The sequence below is a fragment of the Thermoleophilum album genome, from assembly GCF_028867705.1.
GTDB lineage: Bacteria > Actinomycetota > Thermoleophilia > Solirubrobacterales > Thermoleophilaceae > Thermoleophilum.
In genome coordinates, this window is sequence record NZ_CP066171.1 from 1,089,667 (window position 1) to 1,115,384 (window position 25,718).

Annotated in this window: 23 protein-coding genes; 3 read left to right on the forward strand and 20 right to left on the reverse strand. The window is 70.2% G+C overall.

Features of this window, described 5'->3' with window-relative positions; genetic code table 11:
* Positions 1–16: 16 nt before the first annotated feature.
* The 13 genes from hflX to JDY09_RS05170 all read right to left on the reverse strand — a co-directional run bounded on the left by hflX (position 17) and on the right by JDY09_RS05170 (position 15,059).
* Positions 17–1,378, reverse strand: a complete 1,362-nt coding sequence (gene hflX / locus JDY09_RS05110; RefSeq protein ID WP_274715852.1) for a GTPase HflX — start codon at positions 1,376–1,378, stop codon at positions 17–19.
* Between the two features lie 97 nt (positions 1,379–1,475).
* The gene (locus JDY09_RS05115; RefSeq protein ID WP_274715853.1) at positions 1,476–2,189 is read right to left on the reverse strand and encodes a hypothetical protein; all 714 of its coding nucleotides are present in this window, start codon (positions 2,187–2,189) and stop codon (positions 1,476–1,478) included.
* A gap of 15 nt (positions 2,190–2,204) precedes the next feature.
* The gene (locus tag JDY09_RS05120) at positions 2,205–3,368 is read right to left on the reverse strand and encodes an LL-diaminopimelate aminotransferase (RefSeq protein ID WP_274715854.1); all 1,164 of its coding nucleotides are present in this window, start codon (positions 3,366–3,368) and stop codon (positions 2,205–2,207) included.
* Positions 3,365–4,294, reverse strand: a complete 930-nt coding sequence (dapF, locus tag JDY09_RS05125; protein ID WP_274715855.1) for a diaminopimelate epimerase — start codon at positions 4,292–4,294, stop codon at positions 3,365–3,367. Before dapF ends, JDY09_RS05120 begins: the two co-directional genes overlap by 4 nt.
* 11 nt (positions 4,295–4,305) lie before the next feature.
* On the reverse strand, positions 4,306–5,241 hold the full coding sequence (locus JDY09_RS05130) for a tRNA (adenosine(37)-N6)-dimethylallyltransferase (RefSeq protein ID WP_274715856.1): 936 nt from the start codon (positions 5,239–5,241) through the stop codon (positions 4,306–4,308).
* Positions 5,242–5,258: 17 nt separating this feature from the next.
* Complete coding sequence (locus tag JDY09_RS05135) at positions 5,259–6,431, reverse strand: hypothetical protein (RefSeq protein ID WP_274715857.1); 1,173 nt, start codon at positions 6,429–6,431, stop codon at positions 5,259–5,261.
* Positions 6,432–6,479: 48 nt separating this feature from the next.
* Positions 6,480–7,826, reverse strand: a complete 1,347-nt coding sequence (gene miaB / locus JDY09_RS05140; RefSeq protein WP_274715858.1) for a tRNA (N6-isopentenyl adenosine(37)-C2)-methylthiotransferase MiaB — start codon at positions 7,824–7,826, stop codon at positions 6,480–6,482.
* Positions 7,827–7,902: 76 nt separating this feature from the next.
* Positions 7,903–8,436, reverse strand: a complete 534-nt coding sequence (locus JDY09_RS05145) for a regulatory protein RecX (RefSeq protein ID WP_274715859.1) — start codon at positions 8,434–8,436, stop codon at positions 7,903–7,905.
* A 68-nt stretch (positions 8,437–8,504) separates the two neighbouring features.
* A complete protein-coding gene (gene recA, locus JDY09_RS05150) occupies positions 8,505–9,608 on the reverse strand; it encodes a recombinase RecA (RefSeq protein WP_274715860.1) in 1,104 nt (367 codons plus the stop codon).
* A 26-nt stretch (positions 9,609–9,634) separates the two neighbouring features.
* Positions 9,635–10,255, reverse strand: a complete 621-nt coding sequence (thpR, locus tag JDY09_RS05155; protein ID WP_274715861.1) for an RNA 2',3'-cyclic phosphodiesterase — start codon at positions 10,253–10,255, stop codon at positions 9,635–9,637.
* Positions 10,252–11,541: a competence/damage-inducible protein A gene (locus JDY09_RS05160; protein ID WP_274715862.1), complete on the reverse strand. Its 1,290-nt coding sequence runs from the start codon at positions 11,539–11,541 to the stop codon at positions 10,252–10,254. Before JDY09_RS05160 ends, thpR begins: the two co-directional genes overlap by 4 nt.
* The gene (locus JDY09_RS05165) at positions 11,538–12,419 is read right to left on the reverse strand and encodes a helix-turn-helix domain-containing protein (protein ID WP_342455243.1); all 882 of its coding nucleotides are present in this window, start codon (positions 12,417–12,419) and stop codon (positions 11,538–11,540) included. Before JDY09_RS05165 ends, JDY09_RS05160 begins: the two co-directional genes overlap by 4 nt.
* 72 nt (positions 12,420–12,491) lie before the next feature.
* Positions 12,492–15,059, reverse strand: a complete 2,568-nt coding sequence (locus JDY09_RS05170; protein WP_274715864.1) for a DNA translocase FtsK — start codon at positions 15,057–15,059, stop codon at positions 12,492–12,494.
* A gap of 102 nt (positions 15,060–15,161) precedes the next feature.
* Between JDY09_RS05170 and JDY09_RS05175 the strand changes: the two genes are divergently transcribed.
* Together JDY09_RS05175 and JDY09_RS05180 are read left to right on the forward strand one after the other, a co-directional pair.
* Positions 15,162–15,842: a response regulator transcription factor gene (locus JDY09_RS05175; protein ID WP_274715865.1), complete on the forward strand. Its 681-nt coding sequence runs from the start codon at positions 15,162–15,164 to the stop codon at positions 15,840–15,842.
* A gap of 68 nt (positions 15,843–15,910) precedes the next feature.
* The gene (locus tag JDY09_RS05180; RefSeq protein ID WP_274715866.1) at positions 15,911–17,374 is read left to right on the forward strand and encodes a sensor histidine kinase; all 1,464 of its coding nucleotides are present in this window, start codon (positions 15,911–15,913) and stop codon (positions 17,372–17,374) included.
* On the opposite strand, the gene JDY09_RS05185 is transcribed toward JDY09_RS05180, so the two are convergent.
* Both JDY09_RS05185 and dapA read right to left on the reverse strand, forming a co-directional pair.
* Entirely contained in the window at positions 17,371–19,047 is a 1,677-nt protein-coding gene (locus JDY09_RS05185) for a ribonuclease J (RefSeq protein WP_274715867.1), read from the reverse strand. The genes JDY09_RS05180 and JDY09_RS05185 overlap by 4 nt on opposite strands.
* 4 nt (positions 19,048–19,051) lie before the next feature.
* A complete protein-coding gene (gene dapA, locus JDY09_RS05190; protein WP_274715868.1) occupies positions 19,052–19,906 on the reverse strand; it encodes a 4-hydroxy-tetrahydrodipicolinate synthase in 855 nt (284 codons plus the stop codon).
* Positions 19,907–19,984: 78 nt separating this feature from the next.
* Here dapA and JDY09_RS05195 point away from each other — a divergent pair, with 78 nt between their 5' ends.
* A complete protein-coding gene (locus JDY09_RS05195) occupies positions 19,985–20,440 on the forward strand; it encodes a DUF3052 family protein (RefSeq protein WP_274715869.1) in 456 nt (151 codons plus the stop codon).
* On the opposite strand, the gene JDY09_RS05200 is transcribed toward JDY09_RS05195, so the two are convergent.
* The 5 genes from JDY09_RS05200 to JDY09_RS05220 form a co-directional block, all read right to left on the reverse strand.
* Entirely contained in the window at positions 20,404–21,066 is a 663-nt protein-coding gene (locus tag JDY09_RS05200; RefSeq protein WP_274715870.1) for a 4-hydroxy-tetrahydrodipicolinate reductase, read from the reverse strand. The genes JDY09_RS05195 and JDY09_RS05200 overlap by 37 nt on opposite strands.
* Positions 21,063–22,394, reverse strand: a complete 1,332-nt coding sequence (locus JDY09_RS05205; RefSeq protein ID WP_274715871.1) for a M16 family metallopeptidase — start codon at positions 22,392–22,394, stop codon at positions 21,063–21,065. Before JDY09_RS05205 ends, JDY09_RS05200 begins: the two co-directional genes overlap by 4 nt.
* 10 nt (positions 22,395–22,404) lie before the next feature.
* Positions 22,405–24,666 carry a polyribonucleotide nucleotidyltransferase gene (locus tag JDY09_RS05210; protein WP_274715872.1) on the reverse strand — a complete coding sequence of 754 codons (2,262 nt, stop codon included), beginning with the start codon at positions 24,664–24,666 and terminating at the stop codon, positions 22,405–22,407.
* Between the two features lie 108 nt (positions 24,667–24,774).
* The gene (locus JDY09_RS05215; RefSeq protein WP_342455244.1) at positions 24,775–25,185 is read right to left on the reverse strand and encodes a DsbA family protein; all 411 of its coding nucleotides are present in this window, start codon (positions 25,183–25,185) and stop codon (positions 24,775–24,777) included.
* A gap of 64 nt (positions 25,186–25,249) precedes the next feature.
* Positions 25,250–25,717 (reverse strand): redoxin domain-containing protein, encoded by a 468-nt coding sequence (locus JDY09_RS05220; RefSeq protein ID WP_274715874.1) that lies wholly within the window; start codon positions 25,715–25,717, stop codon positions 25,250–25,252.
* Position 25,718: the final 1 nt, after the last annotated feature.

Consider the following 25,718-nt stretch of genomic DNA (forward strand, 5'->3'; position numbering starts at 1 on the left):
GGCGATCCTGCCTCGCTCAGGCCGGGGCAAGACCTGGGCGTGGCACCTCTCGACTCTCCAAGCGGTGTCCGTTGCGCGACGAGTCTTGCGCGGCGGCCGAACAGTCGAGACGGTACGGCGCGAAGCGCGCCGCCACCTGCTTGGGGACACGCGCGCGCACGTGCACCCCCTCGGCGGTGTGGTTCTGCTCTACCTGGCCCGCAAGCGCGAACAGCTCGGCGAGGCGAGCTCCCTCGCGATAGGGCAAGAACAGTTCGACGGCTTCGAGACCTCGCGCAAGCTCGGCTGCGATCCGTCGGCGGAGCTGTTCCAGGCCCTCGCCGCTCTCGGCCGAGACCGCGACGGCGCGCGGCCAGCGGCGGCGCAGCGCCCGGCTGGCGGTGCTCGAAACGAGGTCGATCTTGTTGAAGACGAGCAGGCGCGGACGCTCGGCAGCGCCGATCTCCTCGAGCGTCCGCTCGACCGCCGCGAGCATCGCCGCGAGCTCTGGCTCTGGAACAGACGCGTCCTGGACGTGCAGCACCAGGTCGGCGCGACGTGTCTCCTCGAGCGTCGCCGCGAACGCCGCCACCAGCTGGTGAGGCAACTTGCGGATGAAGCCGACGGTGTCGGTGAGCAGATAGGTGCGGCCGTCGATGCGAAACGCTCTCGTGGTGGGATCGAGCGTGTGGAAAAGCCGCGAGCGGACGCTGACGCCCGCACCAGTCAGCGCGTTCATGAGCGTCGACTTACCGGCATTGGTGTAACCGGCGAGCGCGATCGTCGGCAGCGCTGCGCGCTCGCGCTCGGCGCGCATCGTGGCGCGCACACGCTGGATGTGCGCGAGCTTGCGCTTGATCTCGCTGATGCGATCGCGCGCCAGCCGCCTGTCGGTCTCGATCTGGCTTTCGCCTGGGCCACGCGTGCCGATCCCGCCGCCGAGCCGCTCGAGGTGGGTCCACAGGCCGCGCATCCGCGCGAGGTTGTACTCGAGCTGGGCGAGCTCGACCTGCAGCTTGCCCTCGGCCGTGCGCGCGTGGCGCGCGAAGATGTCGAGGATGATGGCGGTGCGGTCGACGACCGCCAGCCCAGTGGCGGCCTCGATGTTGCGCTCTTGCCGCGGCAGAAGCTCGTCGTCGCAGGCGATAACGTTGGCCCCGAGTTCGCGCGCTCGCTCGGCGAGCTCGGCGAGCTTGCCGCGCCCGAGGTAGCGGTCGGGGTCGGGGCGCTCGCGCCGCTGCCATAGCTCCCCGGCTACCGCCACGCCCGCGGTGCGCAACAGCTCGCGCAGCTCCGCGAAGTCCGGCTCGTGCGGGGCCGCTGCGATGCAGATCGCCCGTTGCCGCGCGCGGGGGTTGCGGATGCCCTCGCCGAAGCGCGTCTCGCGGCGGTCCTGCATTCGCCTCCTAGTGTAGGCCCGCAACCGGGCCGTCCAGGCGCCGCCACGGCGCGGCTGGGCTCGCCCCGCAGCGGCGCCGCGGTCGTCGGCGCTGCGATCAGTGGAGGAGCAACCGCTCGACCACCGGCACGAGCGCGCGCTGATCGAAGGCGGCGAGCGCCTCGCGCCCCGGCAGCACGACCACCCCTTCGCTGCGATCACCGAGCTCGATCGCGTTGTCCGCCAGCGCCTCGAAGGCGCAGAGCGCGCACGCCACCGCCTCGATCTCCTCGATACGCCGGTCCCACGGCGACCCACCACGGAAGCGCACGGCGGCGTGGCCGAGCGCCTCGATCCGCGCTCGCACGCCGAAGGGGTGCCGCCGCGCCGGCACGCGGGCGCCGAGCAGACGTGCGAAGACCGCGTCGGGAACGGTCTCGCAGAGGAAGCCGCGGTACGCCGTGCCCGCACCTGCCCTTGCGCCCTCCGCCCCCTTCTCGAGCCGCGCCAGGTCGGCCACCGCCGTCACCCAATCGCGCTCCGCGCCGGCGGGAAGTCGCGGGTTGGGGCGGATACCGACTTTCGCAAGCTGGCGGTCGCAGAGGCGCTCGCCGACCGCCGCCGGCCCAGGCGGCGGCAACCTGAACCCGCACGCGACAGCCGCGGGGGCGAGAACTGCGAGCTCGCGGCGCACAGCCTCGGCGCGTCCCGGCTCGAAGGTGAGGGCATCGAGCGCACCTGATGCAGCGCCAAGCCGCTGCTCGACGATCGCGAGCTGGAGCAGCGAACCGAAGGGGACGATCCCGCAGGCGAGAAGCGGTCGCGCGGTCACGCCACAGCGCGCCGATCAGCCGAGCGACTCGCGCATCCGTTCGACCGCTTCCAGCAGCCGCTCGTCGGGCACGGTCAGCGAGATGCGGAAAAAGCCCTCGCCCGCCGCGCCGTACGCACCGCCCGGCGATACGACCACACCGGCGCGCTCGAGCACGTGTTCGCACCAGCTCGCGGCGTCGGCGAACCCGTCGGGAACGGGCGCCCACACGTAGATCGTCGCGCGCGGCCGTTCGACCGCGACGCCGATGCGCTCGAGCGCGTCGCACACGAGGTCGCGACGCCGCTGGTAGAGCTCGGACATCTGGCGGGGGAACTCGCGCAGCTCGCCAAGCGCGGTGACGGCAGCGAGCTGCACCGCCTCGAACATTCCCGAGTCGATGTTGGTCTTGAGCTTCCAGTAGGTGGCAACGGCGTCGCGGTTGCCGACGATCGCGGCGACACGCCAGCCTGTCATGTTCCAGCCCTTGGAGAGCGAAAAGACTTCGACACCGACGTCGCGAGCACCGGGCGTCGCGAGGAAGCTGGGCGCTTCGTAACCGTCGAAGCACAGCTCGGTGTACGAGGCGTCGTGGACGACAAGCAGCTCGTGCTCGCGAGCGAACTCGACGACGCGCTCGAAAAAGCCGGCGGGCGCGACCGCCCCGGTCGGGTTGTTCGGGTAGTTGAGGTAGAGCAGCCGTGCGCGGCGTGCTATCTCGGCCGGCACCGCATCGAGATCGGGAACGAACCCGAGCTCGGGCACGAGCGGCAGCGGGTGCGCCTCGGCACCGGCGAGCAACGGCCCGCCCGTGTAGACGGGATAGCCGGGGTCGGCGGCGAGCGCCAACGTGTCCGCATCGAGGAACGCGAGATTGAGGTTGAAGATGCACTCTTTAGCGCCGAGCGCGGGAACGATCTCGCTCTCGGGGTCGAGCTCCACACCGAAGCGCCAGCGATAAAAGTCGGCGACCGCCGCCCGGAACTCGCTGCGGCCACGGTTCGTCGGATAGCGGTGCGTCGCCGGGTCGCGCGCCGCCGCCGCCAGCGCGTCGACGACAGCCGCCGGCGTCGGGGTGTCGGGGTCGCCGATGCCCAAGCTGATTACGTCGACGCCCGCGCGCCGCTTCTCCTCGATCTTGCGTTCGAGCTCGGCGAACAGGTAGGGCGGCAAGCGGTCAAGCCGCACGCTCGCTCTCATCGTCCTTTCACCTCCTGGCCGGTTTCGGGGCTGCCGTCCCTGGCGTCGGTGCGAGCGTCGACGCCGTCCTCGCCGCGCTGCGACGCAGCCCGCCACAGACGCAGGCGGAAGTCGTCGCTGAGCTCGGCGCGGAAGAGCGGGCGCGCCCAGCCGTGGAGGTCGACGTGCAGGTCCTCCCCGATGTCGACCTGGAGCTCGCCACCGTCGAGCACCACTCGCACCGGGCTGTCGACGCCGCGCAAAACGGCGGCGACAGCGGCGCCGGTGGCGCCTGTGCCCGACGACCGTGTCTCCCCCACCCCACGCTCCCAGATGCGTGCCCGGATCGTACGCTCGTCCAGCCGTCGCCAAAACGACACGTTGGTGCGATTGGGAAACAGCGGGGCGTTTTCGATCGCAGAGCCGACCTCGGCGAGGTCGAGCGACTCGAGCTCCTCGCCGACCTCGATCGCACACTGAGGGTTACCGACGTCGACGAACTGGAAGCGCCAGCTGCGACCGGCCGCGACCAGTTCGCCGCGCCCGTCGCGCGCGCCGCTCGGGTACGCGTCGCTCGCGAGGCGCACACGGCCGATGTCCATCGAGCACGTCTCGGGCCCGGTGATGCGCGCCCTGATCTCGCCTGCGGCGGTCGTGACGGAGAAGGCGTCGTGGGCGGCCAGACCGCGGCGGCGGATGTAGATCAGCGCCTGGCGGACACCGTTCCCCGACAGCTCGGCCTCGGAGCCGTCGGGGTTGAAGATCCGCAGATGCGCGACGGTGGCGCGCTCGCGAGGCGGTTCGATGAGGACGACGCCGTCGCTACCGATTCCCTCGTGGCGGTCGCAGAGCATGCGCACGACCGCGGGCGCCAGCGCGAACGGCAGCGCTCGCTGCTCGACGATCAGGTAGTCGTTGCCAAGCGCGTGCCACTTCTCGAGCTGCACGGCGCGGCACTCTATCCGTGCTCGCGGCGACGCAGCTGCGCGAGGATCCGCTCCGCCGCCCGCTCGGCGTCGAGGTCGGTGACGTCGACCGTGGCGAGGTCCGGAAGCTTGCGCAGCCACGTCAGCTGCGCCTTGGCAAGCCGCCGCGACTGCCTTTTCAGTCCCTCCAGATCGCCGCGCAGCACCTCCTCGAAGCCGATTGCTTGCCGCGCCGTGCGCGAGGCGCCGGCGGCGTCGGCAGCGACAACCTCGTCGCGTGCGCGGGCGAAGATGCGTTCAGCGCGTCGACCGATCCGCTCGTAGAGGTTCTCGCGCGCCATCACTACCCCCACGAGCACGGTCGGCAGCCGCGTTTCGCGGGTCCACAGACGGTTGCGCCCCGTGCGTACGGGCTCGGGGTTCACCCCCATCGCCAGGAGCTCGAGGGCGCGCACGATGCGGCTGCGGTCGCGCGGTGGTATCCGTGCGGCGAGTGCAGGCGCGCGCGCTGCAAGCTCGCGGTGGAGCTCCTCGGGGCCATGCTCGGCGAGCCGCGCTTCGAGCGCCGCGCGAAGGCCGGGTGGCGGGGCGGGCCGGAGATCGAGCTCGCACAGGGCGGCGCGTACGTACAGCCCGGTTCCGCCGACGACGATCGGCGTGCGGCCGCTCTCCAAGGCTGCGTCGACCGCCCGGTGGGCGAGCGGCATGTACTCGCCGACCGAAAAGGTGCGGGTAACCGGGACGAACGAGACGAGCTGGTGGTCGAGCTGGCGTCGCTCGGCTGGCGTCGGTGCCGCGGTGAGCGTTTCGAGGCCGCGGTACACCTGCATCGCATCGGCCGAGATCGCGACCGGGTCCTCGCCGAGAGCGCGCAGCCTCGCGGCGAGTGCGATCGCGAGCTCGGTCTTTCCCACCCCGGTGGGACCGAACAGCGCGATAACCGGTCGCCGGCGTCGCGCCGGGTTCACCGCGCGCTGCGTGGTCGTCACTCGGCCGCGGCCGGCGGCGGAGGCGGCGGGAAGCGCAGTTCCGCTGCCACCAGCTGCTCGCGCAGAGGCGTCTCGACCTCAATGTGCTCGACAGTGCCCTGTTGGGCAATGACCTCCTCGGCCAGGTCATCGAGCACGTCGGGCACCGCCACCGTCGCGGTGTCGCACAGCGGGCAGCGCTCGCCCGCGCGGCCGAGCCACCCGCAGCTGGGGCAGCGCACACCCGCAGCGCTCCCCGAGCCGTCCACCACCAGCAGACCGATGGCGCCGACAGACCCCGCCCAGAGGCAGGCGTCGAGACCGGTGACGGCGCCGTTGCCGCGTGCCGCTTCCGCCAGCACACGCTCGACGAGCTCGCGCTCCTCGCGCTCCTCGTAGCGACGCGCCGCCTCTTCGGCCGCCTGTTGCAGCTTGCGCGGATCGACGTTGTCGAGGTCGACAGCGAAGGTCGCGGCGACGCGCGCACGCAGTCGCGGCGAGAGGAAACGGACGAACTGCCTCACCTCGTGCTCCTGCCCACCCACCAACAGCAGCTCGATGTCGCGCAAGCGAACCACCTGCTCGAGCTCCTCGGCGACGGCACGAAAGTGGCGGTGAGCTAGCTGCTCGGCGCGGTTACGAACACGGTGCTCTTCGAGCCCGTACCAGCCGGCGAAGTCGCGCTTGCGAAGGTGCTCTGCGTCGAGCTCCGCCGTCGGCTTGAACTCGCCCGCGAAAAGCTCCCAGAGCTCGGCGCGCCGGCGGTCGAGGACGACGACGCAGTAGCGGTGGAACGCGTCGAGCTGTGCCAGCAGTGGCCGCAGCCAGAGCGACTTGTCGACCACAGCGCGGTCGCGCACGCGACCGGGCAGCCGCACCCGCTCGAAAAGGCCGGCTCCCGAGCAGGCGAAGATAGCCAGCGCCGGCGGTTCGGGGAGCTCGCGCGCCACCGCTTCCTCTATGCGAGCTATGTCATCGCGCAGCGACAGACGCTGCTCGTGGTCGAGGCGCTCGTGGTCCTTGACGAGCTGGCGCGCCTCGGAGAGCAGGCTGTTCACCCTGCTCGCCACGCGTTGGCGCTCGTTGGGATCGGTCGGGACGGCGACGTACAGAGACAGGGTGGGCAAGCCCCCGCTGTCGAAAGCGACCAGCTTCTCGACCGTATGTGGTTCGAGCGTCGTGACCTTCACCTCGCTGCTCCCGTCGACAAGATCTGCGTGTGCGGTCGCCGGCGCCCGCTAGTGGGCGCCGCCGCCGAGGCGGGCTAGGAGCACTTCCTCACCGGCCAGGGTGGTGCTAGTGGCGGAGCCTATACGCACCTGTGCGAACTCGCCGGGGCTGGCGATCCCGTCGAAGTTGACGGTTTTGTTGTGGCGGGTGCGGCCGCGCAAGCGGTCGGGATCGGTGCGCGACGGTCCCTCGACGAGGACCTCGAGCGTGCGCCCGACGAAGCGCTGCGCCCGCTCGCGCGCCACTTTCTGGGTGAGGTCGACGAGCCGCTGCATCCGCTCGCGCTTCACTGCGTGCGGCACCTGGTCGGGCATCGTCGCCGCCTCGGTGTCGCGGCGTGGCGAGAAGATGAAGGTAAAGGCGCCGTCGAACCGGACCTCCTCGACGAGGCTGAGGGTCTGTTCGAAGTCCTCTTCGGTTTCGCCCGGGAAGCCGACGATGATGTCGGTGGTTATCGCGCAGTCGGGGACCAGCTCCCGGATCATCGCCACGCGATCGAGGTAGCGCGCGCGGTCGTAGGTTCGTCGCATGCGCTTGAGGACGCGGCTCGATCCCGACTGGACCGGCAGGTGGATGTGCTCGCACACGCTCGGCAGCTCGGCGTGCGCGCGCACGACGTCCTCGCGAATGTCTTTCGGATGCGGGCTCGTGTAGCGGATGCGCTCGATACCCTCGATCGCGTCGAGCCGCGCCAGAAGCTCGGCGAACGTGGTGCGCTGCGAGCGGTCGAGATCGCGGCCGTACGAGCACACGTTTTGGCCGAGCAGCGTGATCTCGCGCACACCGTCGGCGGCGAGGCGCTCGACCTCGGCGACGATCTCGTCGGGCGGCCGCGAGACCTCACGACCGCGCGTCTGCGGCACGATGCAGTAAGCGCACACACAGTTGCAGCCTTGCGAGATCTGCACCCACGCCTGGAAGGGGCGTGTGCGCGCTGCCGGCAGGTGGGCGGAGAAGTCCTCGAACTCGAAGAAGCCGGCCTGCGCTTCGAGCGAGTCCTGCAACAGCACCTCGCCGAGCTTGTGGATCTGCCCAGGACCGAACGCGACGTCGACGAACGGAAAGAGCTCGAAAACCTGCTCGCGCATCGACTGCGCCCAGCAGCCGCCGACAGCGACGATTCGGTCAGGTCGCTCCGCCTTGAGGCGTTTAGCCTCGCCGAGGTGGCCAATGAAGCGCTGGTCGGCAGACTCCCGGATCGAGCAGGTGTTGAACAGGATCACGTCAGCCTCGGCACGAGTCGGCGCCTCTTCGTAGCCGAGCGCGCGGAGCATCCCTTTGATGCGCTCCGAGTCATGCTCGTTCATCTGGCAGCCGAAGGTCGTGAGGTGGAAGGTGCGCGCCGCGCGTGCCATCGTCGCGCGAGGATAGACGCGACAGCGCTGGCCCCGCGCCGCCCCTGTGGCCGTACGGACGGCAGAGGTGCGAACGCTAGGCGGCGTCGCCTCGCGCCCCGCGCTCGGCGCTGCGCACGGCGTCGTAGGCGATCTGGCACGAGTAGCCGCGTCGCACCAGGAACGACCAGGCGCGTCGCCGCGTAGCGTCGTCGCGCGGCGGACCGTAGCGCTCGCTGACGAGCCGGCGCGCCGCCTCGAGTTCCGAACTCGCGTCGATGTCGGCTACCGCGGCGGCGGCGACGTCGGCGGCGATCCCCCGCCGCCGCAGCTCGCGCACGATGCGCTCGGTCCCCCACCGCTCGAGCTCGCGCTTGTCGCTAACGAAACGTTGGGCGAAGGCGCGGTCGTCGACGTAGCCGTCACTGCGCAAACGCGCCACCACGGCCTCGATCGCCGCGGGCGCACAGCGACGCCGCTCGAGCAGCGCGCGCAGCTCGGCCTCGCTGCGATCACGACGGGCGAGCGCTCGCAGCGCGAGCTCCATCGTGCGCGCCATCTCCTCGCGCGGCAGCGCGAGCGCCGCGGCGGAGCGATCAGCGACCTCGCCGCCGTCCCAAGTGACAGGCACGACATGTCCCTGCCCGCCCACTTCCCGGCGGTCGCGCGACAACACTGTGCAGACCTGCCGGAGACCTGCTACGCCGCCTGTGCCTCGTCGGCGGCGACAGCGGCGACGGCCGCAGCGCCCTCGGGTTCCTGACCGGTGGCCGGCTGGAGCGAGCGACTGGCAAGGTCGAGGCCGACCTTGTCGAGGATCGCGCGCTCGATCTCGCTCGCGATCTCGGGATGCTCGCGCAGAAACGCCTTGGCATTGTTGCGACCCTGACCGAGCCGGGTTTCGCCGTATGAGAAGAACGAGCCCGACTTCTGCACGATCCCGTGCTCGATGCCGAGATCGAGCAGACAGCCCTCGCTCGAGATGCCGCGCCCGTACTCGATGTCGAACTCAGCCTGCTTGAACGGTGCCGCGAGCTTGTTCTTGACGACCTTCACGCGCACCCGGTTGCCGATCGCCTCGGCACCCTCCTTGAGGGTCTCGATGCGGCGGATGTCGAGACGCTGGGAGGCATAGAACTTGAGCGCGCGCCCGCCTGGCTGCGTCTCGGGCGAGCCGAACATCACGCCCACCTTTTCGCGTAGCTGGTTGGTGAAGATGCAGAGCGTGTTGGCGCGGTTGAGGTTGCCGGCCAGCTTGCGCATCGCCTGGCTCATCATTCGCGCCTGGATTCCGACCGTCTGGTCGCCCATCTGCCCTTCCAGTTCCGCCTTGGGCGTGAGCGCGGCGACGGAGTCGATAGCGATCACATCGACCGCTCCCGACCGCACCAGCAGATCGGCGATCTCGAGCGCCTGCTCGCCGTAGTCGGGCTGCGAGACGAGGAGATCCTCGACGTTCACACCGATCCGCTTGGCGTAGGCGGCGTCCATCGCGTGCTCGGCGTCGATGAACGCACACACGCCGCCTGCACGCTGGGCGTTGGCGAGCACGTGGTAGAGGAGCGTCGTCTTGCCCGACGACTCCGGTCCGTAAATCTCGACGATACGGCCTCGCGGCAGACCGCCCACGCCGAGAGCGATGTCGAGCGACAGTGCCCCTGTAGGGATGGCTTCGACACGAACGCTGGCAGCCTCGTTCATGCGCATGATCGAGCCCTGCCCGAACTGGCGCTCGATCTGCGCAAGAGCGTTTTTCAGCGCGGCTTCGCGTGCCTTCGCGATCTTCCCTTCGTCTCTATCCATCGGCGGCATCTCCTGTGGGCTCAGGTTCACAAGGTAGGAGCGCCAGCGGACGTACTTTCGCCCCCCTCGCGGCGCGGGAAAGGAACCTCGGCGAGCGCCTCGTAACGAGCGCCACCTCCGCCAAGGTGCGAGCGATACAGAACGAGCCGCGCGGCGACGATCGGCTCGGCGGGCGGTGCCGCAAGCGCCGGCGGTGGCGGCGCGCTTGCCCGCCCGCGCTGCGCGCGCGGCACGCGCGCGACGGTCAGGTGGGGCCAAAACGGTCGCTCCTCGGGCTGCCAGAGCCCGCTTGCGACGAGCTCACAGGCGAGCGCTTCGTGGAGCGCTGTCAGGCGCCCGCCCTCGTCGGATAAGTCGAGCGCGTAGAGACGCGGCCGCCGCGGCGGCAGAGCGCGCAGACGCAGCGCCCGCAACCGTGGCGGTCCAGGCAGCGCCGTTGACACAGCGGCGTGCGCTGCGCGCATCAGCTCGGGAACGACTTCTGGCTCGCGACCGCCTAGGAAGACAAGGGTGATGTGCAGATCGCGGGCCGCTGGCAAGCGCACCGCCGCGCCGCCGAGCGCATCGTCGCGCCAGCGAACGAGCGCGCTCAGTGCGGGTTCTTCGATCGGGAGCGCGAAGAAAAGTCGCCAGCGCTCCGGGCTCAAAACGGCAGTTCCTCGCCCCTCGCCGCCCGCCAGAGCGCGTGCAGCGCCGCAGTGACCGCGCGCGCCCGCACCTCTTCGCGGTCGCCCGGCAACCACAACCTGCCCGCCTGTGCGCTGCGGCCGTCGTAGGTGGCCACCCACACCGTCCCGACCGGTTTCTCGGCGCTACCGCCCCCCGGTCCCGCGATCCCAGTGACCGCTACGGCGAGATCGGCCCCCAGGCGTTCGGCAGCGCCCCGCGCCATCGCGCAAGCCACCTGGCGCGAAACCGCGCCGTGGCGGGCGAGGAGATCGTGCTCGACCCCCAGCGCCGCTTCCTTGACCGCGTTGTCGTAGGCGACGACCGCCCCGCGCACGTAGGCGGACGCGCCAGGGCGCGCGGTCAGACGGGCGGCGACGAGCCCGCCGGTACAGGACTCCGCCGTCGCGACCGACCGTCCCGCGAGCGCATCGGCGACGAGCTCGTCGATCGTCCGCCCGTCGGCAGCGAAAAGCTCGCGGGGAAAGCGGCGCGCGAGAGCGGTCACGAATTGCTCCACTAGCTCCGCGCGCTCGGCCGCGTAGCGTACGACGAGCTCGATCTCGCCCTTGCGCACGTAAGTCCCCGGCCCGAGGGCGCGGGCTTCGGGGATTTCCTCTTCGATCTCGCGCACCGCGCGGGCGAGCTCGGACTCGGGGATCCCGAAGAAGCGCACGACACGGCGCTGAGGTGGCTCGAGCCCCTCGAGCAGACGCGCCACGACCGGGGTGGCGATCGCGCGCTCGTAGAGCGTCTTGAGCTCGCGCGGAGGCCCGGGCAGAACGACGACCGTGGGACCGCCCGTCCCGTCGGCGGGCGGCACGACGAGGCCGGGCGCGGTGCCTACCGGGTCGAGCACGGTGGCGCCGGAGGGGACGAGCGCCTGCTTGCGGTTGGAGCGGCGCAGCGCCGCTTCGTCGAAGCGGTGCCAGCGCTGGGCGGCGGCACGCAGAATCGCGCCGATCCGCTCCTCGAGCGCAGGATCGACGGCAAGCGGGCGGTTCGCGTAGCGGGCCACAGCCTCGACGGTGCGGTCGTCGTCGGTCGGACCGAGCCCGCCGCTTGTGAAAACAAGCTCGCAGCCGCGCCGCGCGAAGGTGGCGAGCTCACTCGTGATCGCGGCGACGCTGTCCGGGCAAACGGCGATGCCGACCACCTTCACGCCACGGTCGAGAAGCCGACGAGCGAGCCAAGGGCCGTTGCGATCAGCGGTCGCACCCTCTAGCACCTCGTCGCCGATGACGAGGATGCCCGCCCGCACCGTCACGGCGACCCCGAGTTGACGTTGGTGCCGCTGCCGCTCACGCCCTGCCCGCTCGTCGTAGGTCCGGTGGCTGGCTGCGTGCTCGACCCGGTAGCGGTCGGGCGTGCGACACAGGGCCGCTGGGCGGGTGCGAGCGGGCGGACGCGTGCGCCGACGATGTCGTATCCGACCGGGTTCGGTCCTGGTGGGATCGTCAGCGCACGACCGTTGACACGCACCGTGACGCTCGTCTTGCCGAGGTTTAGGCGGATGCGCGGTCCCGAGAAGCGCAGCTCGCTGCTCGCGATGCCCTCGTAGGCGATCGCGGTCCCGGGGCCCCGGTCGACACAAACGTACGTCGGCACGGCCGGCTGGAGCACGACGACCGCTCGCGCCGTGGTCGAACGCCGACCGCGCGTCCGCGCCGGCGGCGCACCGCCCGGCCCGCGGCTCGTGGCGCGCGTTCCGGTGGTAGATGTCGCGCCGCTCTCCTCGCCGCTCTGGTCCTCGCCTGTCAAGCCAAGCACGAAAAGCACGGCCAGCAGCAAGCCGGCGAGCACAGCCGCAATAGCCAGCGGGCGTGGCCCGCGCGGCGGTGACGGCGGTCGCCGGCCGGGCTCTGGGGGCGGGGGCAGAGTCCCGCGCTGTTCGCTAGCGGCCGTCTCGGGCTCCCACTCGGCACGGTACTGCTCGACGAGCCGTCGCGCGTCAAGACCGAGGAACTCGGCGTACGTGCGCAGGAACGTGCGCACGTAAGTCGGCCCCGGCAGCAGCGAGAACTCCTCGTTTTCGAGCGCGCGCAGATACTTCGCGCGGATCTTCGTGCGCTCCTCGACGTCGGCGATGTCGAGGCGCTGTCGCATCCGCGCTTGTCGTAGCGTCTCGCCGATGCAGGGCACCACGGCTATTCTGCCGCACGCGACAGGTACGTCCCCGACCTCGGCGCGCTTTCGCTGCGCCGGTCGCGATGCGGCTTAAGGCCCGGCGTTGCCGCTGACGGGCGCCGGCGCGGCGTCGTCGAGAGCGCTATCCGTTCCTTCCACCTGGGCGAGCACGCGCGGCAAGTCAGCCTCGCTGATCAACACCTGCCGAGCCTTCGAGCCCTCGTAGCCGGAGACGACACCGAGTCGCTCCATCATGTCGATCAGGCGGCCGGCGCGCGTGTAACCGACACGCAGGCGCCGCTGCAGCATCGACGTCGAGGCGGTCCCGAGCGCAACGACCGTGCGGATCGCCTCGGCGAGGAGGGGGTCGTGGTCGGGGTCGGCGTCCCCCTGACCGTCGTCGTCGCCGGGCGGGGCGCCGAGCATCTCTTCACGCAGCTCGGGCTCGCCCTGCGCATGCCAGTGAGCGGTGAGGCGGGCGATCTCCTCCTCGGAGATAAACGCGCCCTGGATGCGCGCGAGCTTGGAGGCTCCCGCCGGCCGGAAGAGCATGTCGCCCTGACCGAGCAGCGATTCGGCGCCGTTCTGGTCGAGGATCACGCGCGAATCCGTTTGCGACGAGACGGCGAAGGCGATCCGTGCCGGAATGTTCGCCTTGATCAGACCGGTGATCACGTCGGCGCTCGGCCGCTGGGTAGCGAGCACGAGATGGATCCCGACGGCTCGCGACTTCTGCGCGAGCCGGATGATCGAATCCTCGACCTCGGCGGGCGCGATCATCATCAGGTCGGCGAGCTCGTCGATCACGCACAGGATGTACGGGAGCGTCGCCTCGCCGGCCCGCGCCCGCAGGCGGTTCAGCTCGGGCAGCGAGCGCGCCTTGACGCGGCTCATCAGACCGTAACGCTCCTCCATCTCGCGCACCAGGTTGGAGAGCACGTTGGCGGCGGCGCGCGGGCTCGTCACCACCGGCGTGAGGAGGTGAGGAACCTGTTCGTAGTGGTTGAGCTCGACGCGTTTCGGGTCGACCAGGGCGAGCCGCACCTCGTTGGGGGTGGCGCGCAGGAGGATCGAGCTCAACATCGCGTTGACGCAACCGGACTTGCCCGAGCCGGTGGCGCCAGCGACAAGGATGTGCGGCTGCTTGGCGATGTCGGCGGCGATCGCGTTGCCGGCGATGTCCTTGCCCAGCCAGACCGTGAGCGGTGACCAGCCGCGCGGCGGCTGGCCGAAGACATCGCCGAGGTGGACCATCCGCCGCATCCTGTTGGGCACCTCCACACCGACGGCCTGCTTGCCCGGTATCGGCGCGAGGATGCGAACGTGCTCGGCCGCCAGCGCGTAGGCGAGGTCGTCCTTGAGCTGCGCGATCTTGGACATCTTGGTGCCCGGGGCGAGACGCAGCTCGTAGCGAGTGACATGCGGACCGACGACAGTGCCGATCACGCGCGCGTCGATGTGGAAGTGACCGAGCGCCTCGACGAGCTGGCGCCCGGTGCGCTCGATCTGGCGCTGGTCGAGCTCCGGCGCGGCCTCGCTGCGGCGCAAAAGGCGCGGCGACGGTAACGAGTATTCGGTCCCGTCAGCGAAGGTCACACCCCCGCGCGGAAGCCCCTGCGGTGTGCGCGCCGCGGCGCTGGCCGGCGCCGGTCGCGGCATCGGGACGGCCTCGTCGCTGACCGCGACCGACGGTTCGTCGAGCGGCACGGCGTCCGTGTCGCTCGCGCCGCCATCATCGCCTTCGCCCGCGTCGTCGCCAGCCGAAAATGCGCTTTCGTCCGCGTCGACGCTCCCCTGCGCGCCGGCCAGTTCTGTCTCCGTGTGCTCGTCGGGCGTGTCGCTCCCCTCGTGCTCGCGGCTGTAGATGTCGGGAAAGCGCGCGGCTGGATCGATCGCCAGCGGCGCGGTGAAAGCGGAGGCACCGTCGGCGAGCTCGCCTTCGTCGCGGTGCGAGCCCGCCGCGTCGTCACCGGCAGGGGGCGGCCAAGCGGGAGCGTCGAACGCAGCCCCCTGCCCTACCGCCGTGCGAGCGGCTGCCGCCCGCCGCTCCCGCGCCCGCGCCACGCTGTCGCGGGCGATCGCGGCGAGACGCGGGGTGAGCGCGGCGAGCACCTCGGCTAGCGGACGCGCGCTTGCGAGGCGCAGCGCGGTGGCGAGCGCGAGCACGACGAAGAGGTAAGCGCCCGGCCGTTGCAAAAGCTCGTTGATAAGAACGTAGGTGCCGGCCCCAACTGCACCGCCCCCGTCGCGGAGCGCAGTCGTCGCGAATGCCGCCTCGGCGCTCGCTGGCGCGGGCCCGACGCCGAAGAGACCGCCAGCCGCGACCGTCGCGACAGCAAGCCAGGCGAGTGCGACCGCCACCACCGCGCGCAACGGCACTACGAGTAGCGACCGCGCCACCAGTAGCGCCCCGCCGGCGACCAGCGCGGGCGGTACGAGCACCGCCGTCACGCCGAAAATCAGCTCGCAGCCGGCGACGAGAGCCTCGCCGAGGCGGCCGCCGGCGCTCCCCGTGTAGCCGACGACGGCACCCCACACTCCGACGGCGACCACGAAGATGCCGATCAGGTCGCGCTCGACCTGTCCGAGGGCTAGCTCGGGCAGGGGCGAGCGGCGCTTCGATGTCGCCGCGGAGCGTGAGCGACGCTTTTTCGACATTCAGCGGTTCTGGTTAGCGCCGTTCGACGCGCGACCTCCTCTCCCTGCCTCGCGCCGACGGACGCCTTTTGGCGCGTCGCGCTCCCTAGCATGGAAGCAGCGATGGAGCGGCAGGCGCGCGTGCTGGTGGTTGAGGACGACCGCGAGATCGCCACCGTCTTGCGGCGCTCGCTGGTGCGCGAGGGCTACGACGTCGAGCTTGCCGCCGACGGCGAGAGCGCGCTCGAGCGTGCCCGCTTCTACGAGCCGGATCTAGTGATCCTCGATCTCGGCCTTCCCGACATCGACGGCATCGACGTCTGCAAGCAGCTGCGCACGCGAGCCAGCACCCCGATCTTGATGTTGACCGCGCGCGACGCGGTCGACGACCGTGTCACCGGTCTCGACAGCGGCGCCGACGACTACCTCGTCAAACCGTTCGACCGTGCCGAGCTGCTGGCGCGCATCCGCGCGCTGTTGCGCCGCCACCCGCCGCGTGGCAGCGCCTCGCTCGTCGTCGGCGATCTGCGGCTCAACCCCGACACCCGCGAGGTGGTGCGCGGAAGCCGCACGATCGAGCTGACGGCGCGCGAATTCGACCTCCTCGAGTACCTGATGCGCAACGAGCGGATCGTCATCTCGCGCCAACGCCTGCTCGACGAGGTGTGGGGCTACGACCCGTTCAGCGAGACGAACACCGTCGACGTGTTCATCTCGAACCTGCGCCGCAAGCTCGAGGCAGGCGGCGAGCCGCGCATGCTCCACACCGTGCGCGGTGCAGGCTACGTGCTCAGGGCGCCGTGACAAGGCAACTACGATCGTCCCCCCACGCTGCCAAAAGGCGGGCGGGTGCCTGGCTCAAGCAGGCCCGCGTGCGCCTGCTGGTGCGGATCAAGCTGGCGATCGTCTCGGCGGCGTTGACGTTCTTGATTCTGTGCTTGTTTGCTCTCGTCGTCGGCGCTTTCGCCGCCGGTCGCTTGCGCGCCGGTTTCGACGACGAGCTGCGTGCCACGGCCGCCGACCTTCAGGAGCAGTTGCGCGTCGAACGCGCCCTCGACGGTTCGCTCGAGGTACGTGCCCAGGACCTGTCGGTGATCCGAGCTGCCGCCAGCGGCGGGGCGGTGATCCGCGTCCTCGACTACCACCAGCGCGTGATCGCACCAGCGGCGGCGCCGGAGCTCGGGCCGGCCCGCGAGGGCATCGTCGACGTCGGCCCCTATCGCGTCGTCTCGCGTCCGCTGCTCGGCACGCAGCGCGTGCGCAGCGAACCGTTCGGGCTGCTCGAAACGCCGTTCGCCTCTCCCGCCGGCTACGTGCAGTACGCGCGACCGCGCGCTTCCGTCGAACGTACGATCGCGCGCATCAACCTATTCCTGGCGCTGGGCGTGATCGGTGGTACGGGGCTTGCGTTCCTCGGCGGTTTTCTCGTCGCGTCGCGCGCGATGCGGCCGATCGCCCGTCTTACCGGGGCAGCGCGGGAGGTAGTCCGCACTCGCGACCCGCGCGTCGCCCTGCCCAAGCCCGAGGCGCGCGACGAAGTCCACGAGCTGGCGGTGACGCTGGAAGAGATGCTCCGCGAGCTCGCCGCCGCCAGGGCCGAGGTCGAGGCGACCCTCGCGATGCAGCGACGCTTCCTGGCCGACGCCTCGCACGAGCTGCGCACACCGCTCACGAGCGTGCTCGCCAACCTCGAGCTGCTTGAGCCCGAGCTCTCGGGCGAGGAGCGCGAGATCGCGCGCTCGGCGCTGCGCTCGGCCGAGCGCATGCGCCGCCTAGTCGCCGACCTTCTGGCGCTCGCGCGAGCAGATGCGGCGAAAGAGGGTCGCAACGGCTCGCGTGCGCAGCGCACACGCGTCGAGATGGGCGAGCTTGTACGCGAGGCGGTGGCGGAGCTCGCCCCCCTTGCCGAGCACCACGAACTGACCGTGGACCTTCGCGAGCCGGTTTTCGTGGTCGCCGAACGTGACGAGCTTTTGCGCGCGATCACCAACCTGGTCGAGAACGCACTCGTGCACACGCCCCCCGGCACGCACGTACGCGTCGCCGTCGGCAGCGAGCACGGCACAGCGCTACTTGTCGTCGAGGACGACGGTCCGGGGATCCCGCCGGCGGCGGCTGCCCGCATTTTCGAGCGTTTCACTCGTGGCACCACAGAGGTTCCGGGCAACGGCCTCGGCCTCGCGATCGTACGAGCGGTAGCCGAGGGCCACGGTGGCAGTGTCGTGCTCGTCCACCGCCCCGATCCCGGCACCCGCTTCGAGCTGCGGCTACCGTCGTGCGACGAGCAAAGGGCTGCGCACGCTCCGGTGGCGGCCGACGCGCAGGCCGGTCGCTAGACCTCGACGACCACGGGCAACACCAGCGGCCGGCGGCGCAGCCGTTCGTACACGAAAGCGGCGACGTCGTCGTGCAGGTGGCTGCGCAGCAGGTCCGGCTCGAGCACCTGGTCGCGAGCTGCTCGCGCGAGCGAGCGCTCGATCTCCTCGCGCAGCTCGCTCACGAATGCGTCCTGCTCGCTGGTCAGGAAGGGCACGCCGCGGAACAGCACCTCCGGTGGCGCGACCGAGCGACCGTCCTGACTCGAGATCGTCGCGACGACGATGAAGACGCCGTCGGCCGACAGCATCCGCCGGTCGCGAAGCGCGACGTCCTCAATGTCGCCCACCTCCATGCCGTCGACGAAGATCACACCTGCCGCGACCGGCTTGCCCAGTCGCGCGCCGTGCGCGTCGATCTCGAGCGGGCGGCCGTTTTCGGTAATGAAGATGCGCTCGGGCGCGATGCCCACCGATTCCGCGAGCTTCGCGTGCAAACGCAGGCGCCGGTAGTCGCCGTGCACCGGCATCACGTAGCGCGGATTGGTGAGACGGATCATCAGCTTGAGGTCCTCGGCGTGTCCGTGGCCGGACGCGTGCACCGTGATGTCGCGCGGGGTTACGACGTCGGCGCCGATCCGGTAGATGCGATCGATCGTTTCGTTGACAGCGCGTTCGTTGCCGGGTATCGGCGTTGCTGAGAAAACGACGGTGTCGCCTGCGCGCAGGCGCACGTGGGGGTGCTCGCCGTGGGCCATCCGGCGAAGCGCCGACAGCGGCTCGCCCTGGGAGCCGGTCGACAGGACAGCAAGCTTGTGGGGCGGAAAGTCTTCGACTTCGTGCGGGGGCACGAGCCGCCCGTCGTCGGTCTCGAGATAACCCAGCGAGCGCGCGACGTTGAACGCTTTGCGCATCGAACGCCCGACGATCGCCACGCGGCGGTCGGTGGCGCGCGCCGCGTCGAGCACCTGCTGGATGCGGTGGATGTTCGAGGCGAAGGAGGTCACGACTACGCGCCCCTCACACTCGGCGAACACGCGCTCGAGGTTGGGACCGACGCTGGCCTCCGACGGGGACAGGCCGGGACGGTCGGCGTTGGTCGAGTCGCCACACAGCAAGAGCAGCCCCTTGTGGCCGATCTCGGCGAGGCGGCGCATGTCGGGCGGTTGACCGTCGATCGGCGTTTGGTCGAACTTGTAGTCGCCTGTCACAAGCACCGGCCCGAGCGGCGTCTCGATCAGCACAGCGAAGCTGTCGGGGATCGAGTGCGCCATGCGGATCAGCTCGACGGTCATCGGTCCCGCCACTACAGGTTCGCCCGGCGGCAGGTCGCGGACGGCTGCGAGCGCAGGCTTCAGGCGGTGCTCGTCTAGCCGTGAACGCACCAGCGCTGCCGTGAGGCGCCCGGCGTAGATCGGCGGCACCTCGTCTACCGCGAGCTCGCGCAACACGAACGGCAGCGCGCCGACGTGATCCTCGTGGGCGTGGGTAAGGACGAACGCCTCGATCCGGTCGCGGTTCTCGCGCAAGTAGCCGAAGTCCGGCAGAACGAGGTCGATCCCGAGCTGGTCCGGGGTGGGGAACATCAGGCCAGCGTCGACGACGACGATGCGCCCGTCGTACTCGACGACGGTCATGTTCTTGCCGATCTCGCCGAGCCCGCCGAGCGGCAGGACGCGCAGCCGACCGCTCACCGCGTCAAACGGTCGCAAGCAGGCGGTGGCGTTCGAGCGCCTGCCTCACCACCGCCCGCTCCTCGGCGCTGGCCTCGACCAGCGGCAAGCGCAGACCGCCCACCTCGTGGCCGAGCATGTTCAAGGCGGCCTTGATCGGGATCGGGCTCGTGGTGACGAAGAGCGCGGCGAAGAGGTCGCGTAGCGACTCGTGGATCTGCTGGCGCTGCTCGGGCTCGTCGATCATCCGCCGCATCTCGCGGCCGACGAGGTGCGAAGCGACGGTGATGCCACCGGTGCCGCCGATATCGAGCACTCGTGCCAGCATGTCGTCGTTGCCGGCCAAGAGCTCGAGCCCCTCGATCGGCTCGAGATCCTCGTAGCGCGCCTGTTTGACAGCGACCACGTTCTCGATCTCGGCGAGCTCGCGCAACAGGTCGTTTGGCATGTCGACCGCACAGCGCGACGGGATGTTGTAGAGGATGATCGGCAGGTCGGTGGCCGCTGCCACTGCACGGAAGTGGGCGACCAAGCCCCGCCGATTCGGCTTGTTGTAGTAGGGCGCGACGACGAGCGCCGCGTCGACGCCAGCTTCGGCAGCTCGCTCGGTCAGCTCGATCGTGTGCCGCGTGTCGTTGCTGCCGGTACCGGCGATGATCCGTCCGCGGTCGCCGCACTCCTCGACGCCGAGTCGCCACAGGGCCGCCTTCTCGTCATCGGTGAGGGTCGGCGCCTCGCCGGTCGTGCCGGTCAGCACGATGCCGTCGGACCCGGTGTCGAAGAGGTGGTGCATCAGGTGCACCGCACGCTCTTCGGCGATGGCACCGCGCTCGTCGAAAGGAGTGACCATCGCCGTCAAGATCCCGCCGAAGGACGCCATCGACGGCGATTATCGCACCGCCGGCGCACCGGCGCCGAGTCGCGGGGAAACGCCGCGGCGAATGCCACAATGAGCACGATGGGTAGTGAGGCGAGAGCGACGAGCGACCTCGCGCGCCGGCTTGGGATCGAGGAGAACGAGCGCGTCGAGGTAGCTGGCGACGTGGGCAGCGATTTGCGCCGCGCTCTGCGCGAGGCGCTGGGGCGCGGGTTCGTGCGCTCCGGCGAGCTCGACGCTGCGGTCGTCGCCGTCGAGGACGCCAACGAGGCCGCGCAGGCGCTCGTGCGTTACCGCCCGCGTCTGCGCCCCACGGGAAGGATCTGGCTGGTCACGCCGAAGCGCGGCGGCCGCTGGCAGCTCGAGCAGCTACGCGTGCTTCCGGTGGCGCGCAAGCTCGGTTTGATTGACAACAAGACGTGCGCACTCGACACCGAGCGGTCGGCGATCCGCTTTGTTATCCCACGTGCACTGCGCGGCCGCCAGACCGACAGCGGGGATCAGTCGAAGAGCAGACGCTCGAGTCCGACGACGTAGCGCTCCGGAAGCGAGCGCACTCGCCGGATGGCGAGCAGAACGCCGGGCATGAACGCCTCCCGTGAAGTCGTGTCGTGGCGGATCGTGAGCGTCTCGCCGAGCCCACCGAAGATCACCTCCTGGTGGGCGACCAGTCCGGGCAGTCGCACCGAGTGGATCGGCTCGTGAACGTTGGCACCGGCTGAACGCAAGAGATCGGCGGTGCGTTTCGCCGTGCCCGAGGGCGCGTCGAGCTTGCGGTCGTGGTGAAGCTCGACGATCTCGCACTCGCGCATGTGGGGCGCCGCACGGCGGGCGAACTCCATCATCAGCACGGCACCGATGGCGAAGTTGGGCGCTACGAAGAGGTTCGCCCGGCCGCTGCCGGCGAGCTGAGCGAAGTCGGCGCCGGTGGTTCCCATCACGACGTGAACGCCACGCTCGAGCGCAGCGCGCGCGTTGCCGACCGCAGCGTCGGGAGTGGTGAAGTCGACCATCACCTCGGCGTCGGCAATCGCTTCCTCGACGCTGGTCCCGAGCCGCGGATCGGCACGACCAACGAGCTCCATATCCTCGGCCTCCGCCACCGCCCGGCAGACGGTCTCCCCCATCCGGCCGGCGGCGCCGCTGACCGCGACCTTGATCACCCTGTCGCCTCCGCGGCTTGCGCTGCCGCCTCGGCGAGCGCCGGGGCGAGCGCCTCGAGCCCGCGCCGCCACACCTCCTCGTCGCGACCGATCGCTGCCGCCACCAAACGGTCGGGCTGCCACAGCTTGCCGGCCAGCGCGACGACGTCGTCGGCGGTGACCGCGTCGTAGCGCTCGAGAATCTCGTCGAGCGACAGAAGCGGCACGCCGGTGAGCAGCGAACCGCCGAGTCGGTTCATGCGCGCGAGCGTCGACTCCATCGCCAGAACCGTGCGTCCCTTGGCGTTCTCGCGCGCGCGCTCGAGCTCGTCGTCGGTTATGCCGTCCTCGACGAGGCGGCGCAGCTCGCGGCCGATCACTTCGAGCGACTCGGTCACCCGGTCGGGCCGCGTGCCGACGTAGATCGCTACCTGCCCGCAGTCCACAAACTGGGAGGCGTACGAGTACACCGAGTAGGCAAGACCGCGCTTCTCGCGCACCTCCTGGAAGAGGCGGGAAGAGGAGCTGCCACCGAGGATCGTGTCGAGAACGCGCAGCGCGAAGCGCCGCTCGTCGCCGCGCGCGAGCCCGGGAGCCCCGACACAGACGTGGAATTGCTCGGTGTCCTTGCGCTGGAACCGCACGCTGGCGCCGTAATGGGCCGGCGCATCGGCGGGCAGCTCGGTCGGGCCCGGTTCGGCGGGCTGGTCGGCGAACGCCTGCTCGACAAGCTCGCAGAGCCGCCCGTGGTCCACCGAGCCGGCGGCGGCCACGACGACGTTGCGCGGCCGGTAGCGCTCGTCGTGGTAGCGGCCAACGACCGCGACCGGCACGTTCGCGATCACCTCGGCGCGCCCGAGGATCGGTCGGCCGAGCGGGTGATCGGCGAAAAGCGCCCGGGCAAGCAGGTCGTGGACACGATCCTGCGGCTCGTCCTCGTACATCGCGATCTCTTCGAGGATCACCTGGCGCTCGGAGTCGACCTCGGCGTAGACCGGGCGCAGCACCATGTCCTGGAGGACGTCGAAAGCGCGCTCCAGGTGACGGTCGAGGAAGCGCGCGTACACCGACGTCGTTTCCTTGCCGGTGCCGGCGTTCGCCTCGGCGCCGAGAGCGTCGAAAAGCTCGTCGATCTCGCGCGAGCTGTAGCGCGCCGAGCCTTTGAACAAAAGGTGCTCGAGAAAGTGCGAGACGCCGGCCAGCTCCTCGCTTTCGTCACGCGAGCCGCAGCGGATCCAGAACCCGAGCGCGATCGAGCGCACCCCGTCGACGCGCTCGCTCGCGACGCGCACGCCACAGGGGAGCGTGGTGACCTGCGCGTCGCCGGCAGCGGCTGTCGGCGGCGACACCGCCACCGTCCTAGTGGCGGCCGCCGCGCCGGCGTCCGTTGCCGCCTCGGTCAGGGCGCTCGCCACGGCCGCCGCGGTCGCTGCGCTCGGACCCCTCGCGCGACGAGCGGTCGCCGGTGCCGATCCGCGCCAGCTCCTCTGGGGTCTTGCCTTGGATCTCGGGATCGTCGGCGAGTCGCAGACCGATCCGTCCGCGCTCGCGGTCGACCTCGACAACCTTCACCCGCAGCTCGTCGCCACGCTTCAGCACCTCTTCGACCGTGCGCGGGCGACGCCCCGGCGCGATGTTCGAGATGTGCAGCAGCCCGTCGGTGCCTTTCGACAGTTCGACGAACGCACCGAAAGTGGTCGTCTTGACGACACGGCCGACGTACTCGTCGCCGACCTCGACCTCCTTGGTCAGCATGCGGATGCGCTGCACGAGCTGCTCGCCGAGCTCACCGTCGCGCGCATAGATCCGCACCGTGCCGTCCTCGTCGACATCGATCTCGGCGTCGTACTCCTCTTGCAGGGCGCGGATCGTCTCGCCGCCCTTGCCGATCAACGCGCCGATCTTCTCGGGGTCGATCTTGACCTGGGTGATGCGCGGCGCGTGCGGCGAGAGCGTCGACCGCGGCTCGGCGATCACCGCGCGCATCTTCTCGAGGATCTCGAGCCGCGCCTTGCGTGCCTGGGCGAGCGCGTCACGCAAAATGTCGAAGGTAACGCCCGAGATCTTGATGTCCATCTGGAGCGCGGTGACGCCCCGTTCGGTGCCGGCGACCTTGAAGTCCATGTCGCCGAGGTGGTCTTCGACACCGGCGATGTCGGTGAGGATGATGTAGTCGTCACCCTCCTTGATTAGGCCCATCGCGATGCCGGCGACCGGGCGCTTGATCTTCACGCCGGCGTCCATCAGCGCGAGCGTCGAGCCGCATACCGACGCCATCGACGAGGAGCCGTTCGACTCGAGGATGTCCGACACGACGCGGATCGTGTACGGAAACTCGTCCTCGGTGGGGATCACCGGCACGAGCGCCCGCTCGGCAAGCGCTCCGTGACCGATGTCGCGCCGCTTCGGGCCTCGCATCGGGCCCGTTTCGCCGACGCAGAACGGCGGGAAGTTGTAGTGGTGGAGGTAGCGCTTGTACTCGACCAAGCCGAGATCGTCGAGCTTCTTCTCGTCACGCGTGGTGCCGAGAGTCGCGACCGAGAACGCCTGCGTCTGACCGCGCGTGAACAGCGCCGAACCGTGCGTGCGCGGCGCGACGCCGACTTCGATCGAGATCGGCCGGATCTCGTCGGCGGCGCGTCCGTCGGGGCGCTTCTTGGCCACCGCGATGCGCGTACGGATGATGTCTTTCTCGAGCTTGTCGAACGCCAGCTGTACTGCTTTGCGGCGCTCGAGAGCAGCGGCTGGATCGAGACCGGCGAGTGCCTCCTCGCCCGCGAACTCGGCAAGCACGCGCTCCTCGACTTGTTTCGTCGCTTCCTGGCGGGCGAGCTTGTCCTCGACTTGGGTCGCGGCGTCGAGATCGTCGCCGAAGCGCTCGCGGATCTGCTCGTAGAGCGCGCGGTCGACCTCGGGAGCGCGCACCTCGATCTTCGGCTTGCCCACCTTCTCGCGCAGCTCCCACTGCGCCCGGCAGATGCGCTTGATCTCGCCGTGGGCGATGTCGAGAGCGTCGAGGATCACGGCCTCGGGCACCTCGTCGGCGCCGGCCTCGACCATCAGGATCGCCTCCTCGGTGCCGGCGACGACCAGGTCGAGCGGGCTCTCCAAAAGCCAGTCCTCGTCGGGATTGATGAGGAAGTTGCCCTCGCGGTCGAGCCCCACACGCACCGCACCGACCGGCATCGGGAACGGGATGTCGGACACCATCAGGGCGGCGCTCGCGCCGTTCATCGCCAGCACGTCGTAGGGATGCTTGTGGTCGACCGAGAGCGGGATCGCGATCAGCTGCGTCTCGCGCGTCCACCCCTTGGGGAAGAGCGGCCGCAGCGGTCGGTCGATCATCCGCGCGACGAGAATCGCCTTCTCGCCCGCCCGTCCCTCGCGGCGGAAGAAGCTGCCGGGGATCTTGCCCGCCGCGTACATCCGCTCTTCGACGTCGACGGTCAGCGGCAAGAAGTCGACGTCGCGGTCGGCGCCGGCCGTAGCCGTGCACAGCACCATCGTCTCGCCCGAGCTCACCAGTACGGCGCCGTTCGCCTGCCGAGCGAGACGGCCGGTCTCGAAAGTGATCTGCTTGCGCTCGACCTCGATCGAGACCCGCGTTGCCTCTAGATTCATTCCCATCCTTTCACCGCCGCCTCCGGTTGGCGGCCGAACTTGCTTCGATCCTCGCTAGAGCGGGGCCGATGCTAGCAGCGGCAACGCCGCTTCGAGGGGGCGTGCAGGTCACAACGCCGGCGGCGTCTGGGTGTAACGCTGCCCACCGACGAAGAACGTCGGCGTCGCGACGACCCCGGCGCGCAGGCCGCTTGCGATGTCGCGCTCGACGCGCGCGGCGACCGCGCGCGAGCGTCGATCGCGTTCGAAACGTTCGAGGTCGAGACCAAGCTTCCGCGCTCGCTCCCAGAGGTGCGGCGGATCGACTCGCCCCTGGTCGACGAACAAAGAATCAGCGTACTCCCAGAACGCGCCCTGCCGTGCCGCCGCCTCGGCGGCGGTGGCGAGTGCGAACGCGCGCCTGTGTACCGAGCGCACCGGAAAGTGGCGGAACACCACGCGCACGCGGTCGGCGCGCGTCGCGAGCTCGCCGTGGGCGCGCGCGCAGTATGGGCATTCGAAGTCAGCGAAGAAGAACACCAGCGTCGACCCTTCGCCGCGGATGTGGTCGTCGGCGGCGAGGGCAGGCGGGGCGCTCGTCAGGTCACGCTGCAGCTTGACGCTCGAGTTCGTCGAAAACGAGGTTGATACCGGGGATCTCGAGCGGTGTCGGCGACTTGTGCGCCCAGCGCACGACACCGTCGGGATCGATCAACACGAGCGCGCGCTCGCCGTGCCCGCGCTCCTCGATGTAATAGCCGTACGAGCGCGTTACAGCGCCCTTGGGATGAAAGTCAGCGAGTAGACGCGTCGTGATGCCAAGCTTCTGGCGGAACGCCCGGTGGCAGAACGCCGAATCGACGGAGATGCCGAGCACCTCAACGCCGCGCTCGCGCAACTCGGGCAGCGCCTCTTCGTAGACGCTCAACTGGTCGGTGCAGACAGGGCTGAAGTCGAGCGGGTAGAAGACGAGCAGCACCCAGCGGCCGCGCAGGTCCGACAGCCGGATTTCGTTGCCCTCGTGATCGGGAAGGACGAAGTCGGAAGCCGGCTGACCGACCGCGACCGCCATC

Excerpts from the sequence above, each read along its gene's own strand:
- hflX (WP_274715852.1), bottom strand. The coding sequence starts at position 1,378 with ATGCAGGACCGCCGCGAGACGCGCTTCGGCGAGGGCATCCGCAACCCC.
- JDY09_RS05120 (WP_274715854.1), bottom strand. The coding sequence starts at position 3,368 with ATGAGAGCGAGCGTGCGGCTTGACCGCTTGCCGCCCTACCTGTTCGCC.
- miaB (WP_274715858.1), bottom strand. The coding sequence starts at position 7,826 with ATGGCACGCGCGGCGCGCACCTTCCACCTCACGACCTTCGGCTGCCAG.
- recA (WP_274715860.1), bottom strand. The coding sequence starts at position 9,608 with ATGGATAGAGACGAAGGGAAGATCGCGAAGGCACGCGAAGCCGCGCTG.
- JDY09_RS05170 (WP_274715864.1), bottom strand. The coding sequence starts at position 15,059 with ATGTCGAAAAAGCGTCGCTCACGCTCCGCGGCGACATCGAAGCGCCGC.
- JDY09_RS05175 (WP_274715865.1), top strand. The coding sequence starts at position 15,162 with ATGGAGCGGCAGGCGCGCGTGCTGGTGGTTGAGGACGACCGCGAGATC.
- dapA (WP_274715868.1), bottom strand. The coding sequence starts at position 19,906 with ATGGCGTCCTTCGGCGGGATCTTGACGGCGATGGTCACTCCTTTCGAC.
- JDY09_RS05195 (WP_274715869.1), top strand. The coding sequence starts at position 19,985 with ATGGGTAGTGAGGCGAGAGCGACGAGCGACCTCGCGCGCCGGCTTGGG.
- JDY09_RS05210 (WP_274715872.1), bottom strand. The coding sequence starts at position 24,666 with ATGAATCTAGAGGCAACGCGGGTCTCGATCGAGGTCGAGCGCAAGCAG.
- JDY09_RS05220 (WP_274715874.1), bottom strand. The coding sequence starts at position 25,717 with ATGGCGGTCGCGGTCGGTCAGCCGGCTTCCGACTTCGTCCTTCCCGAT.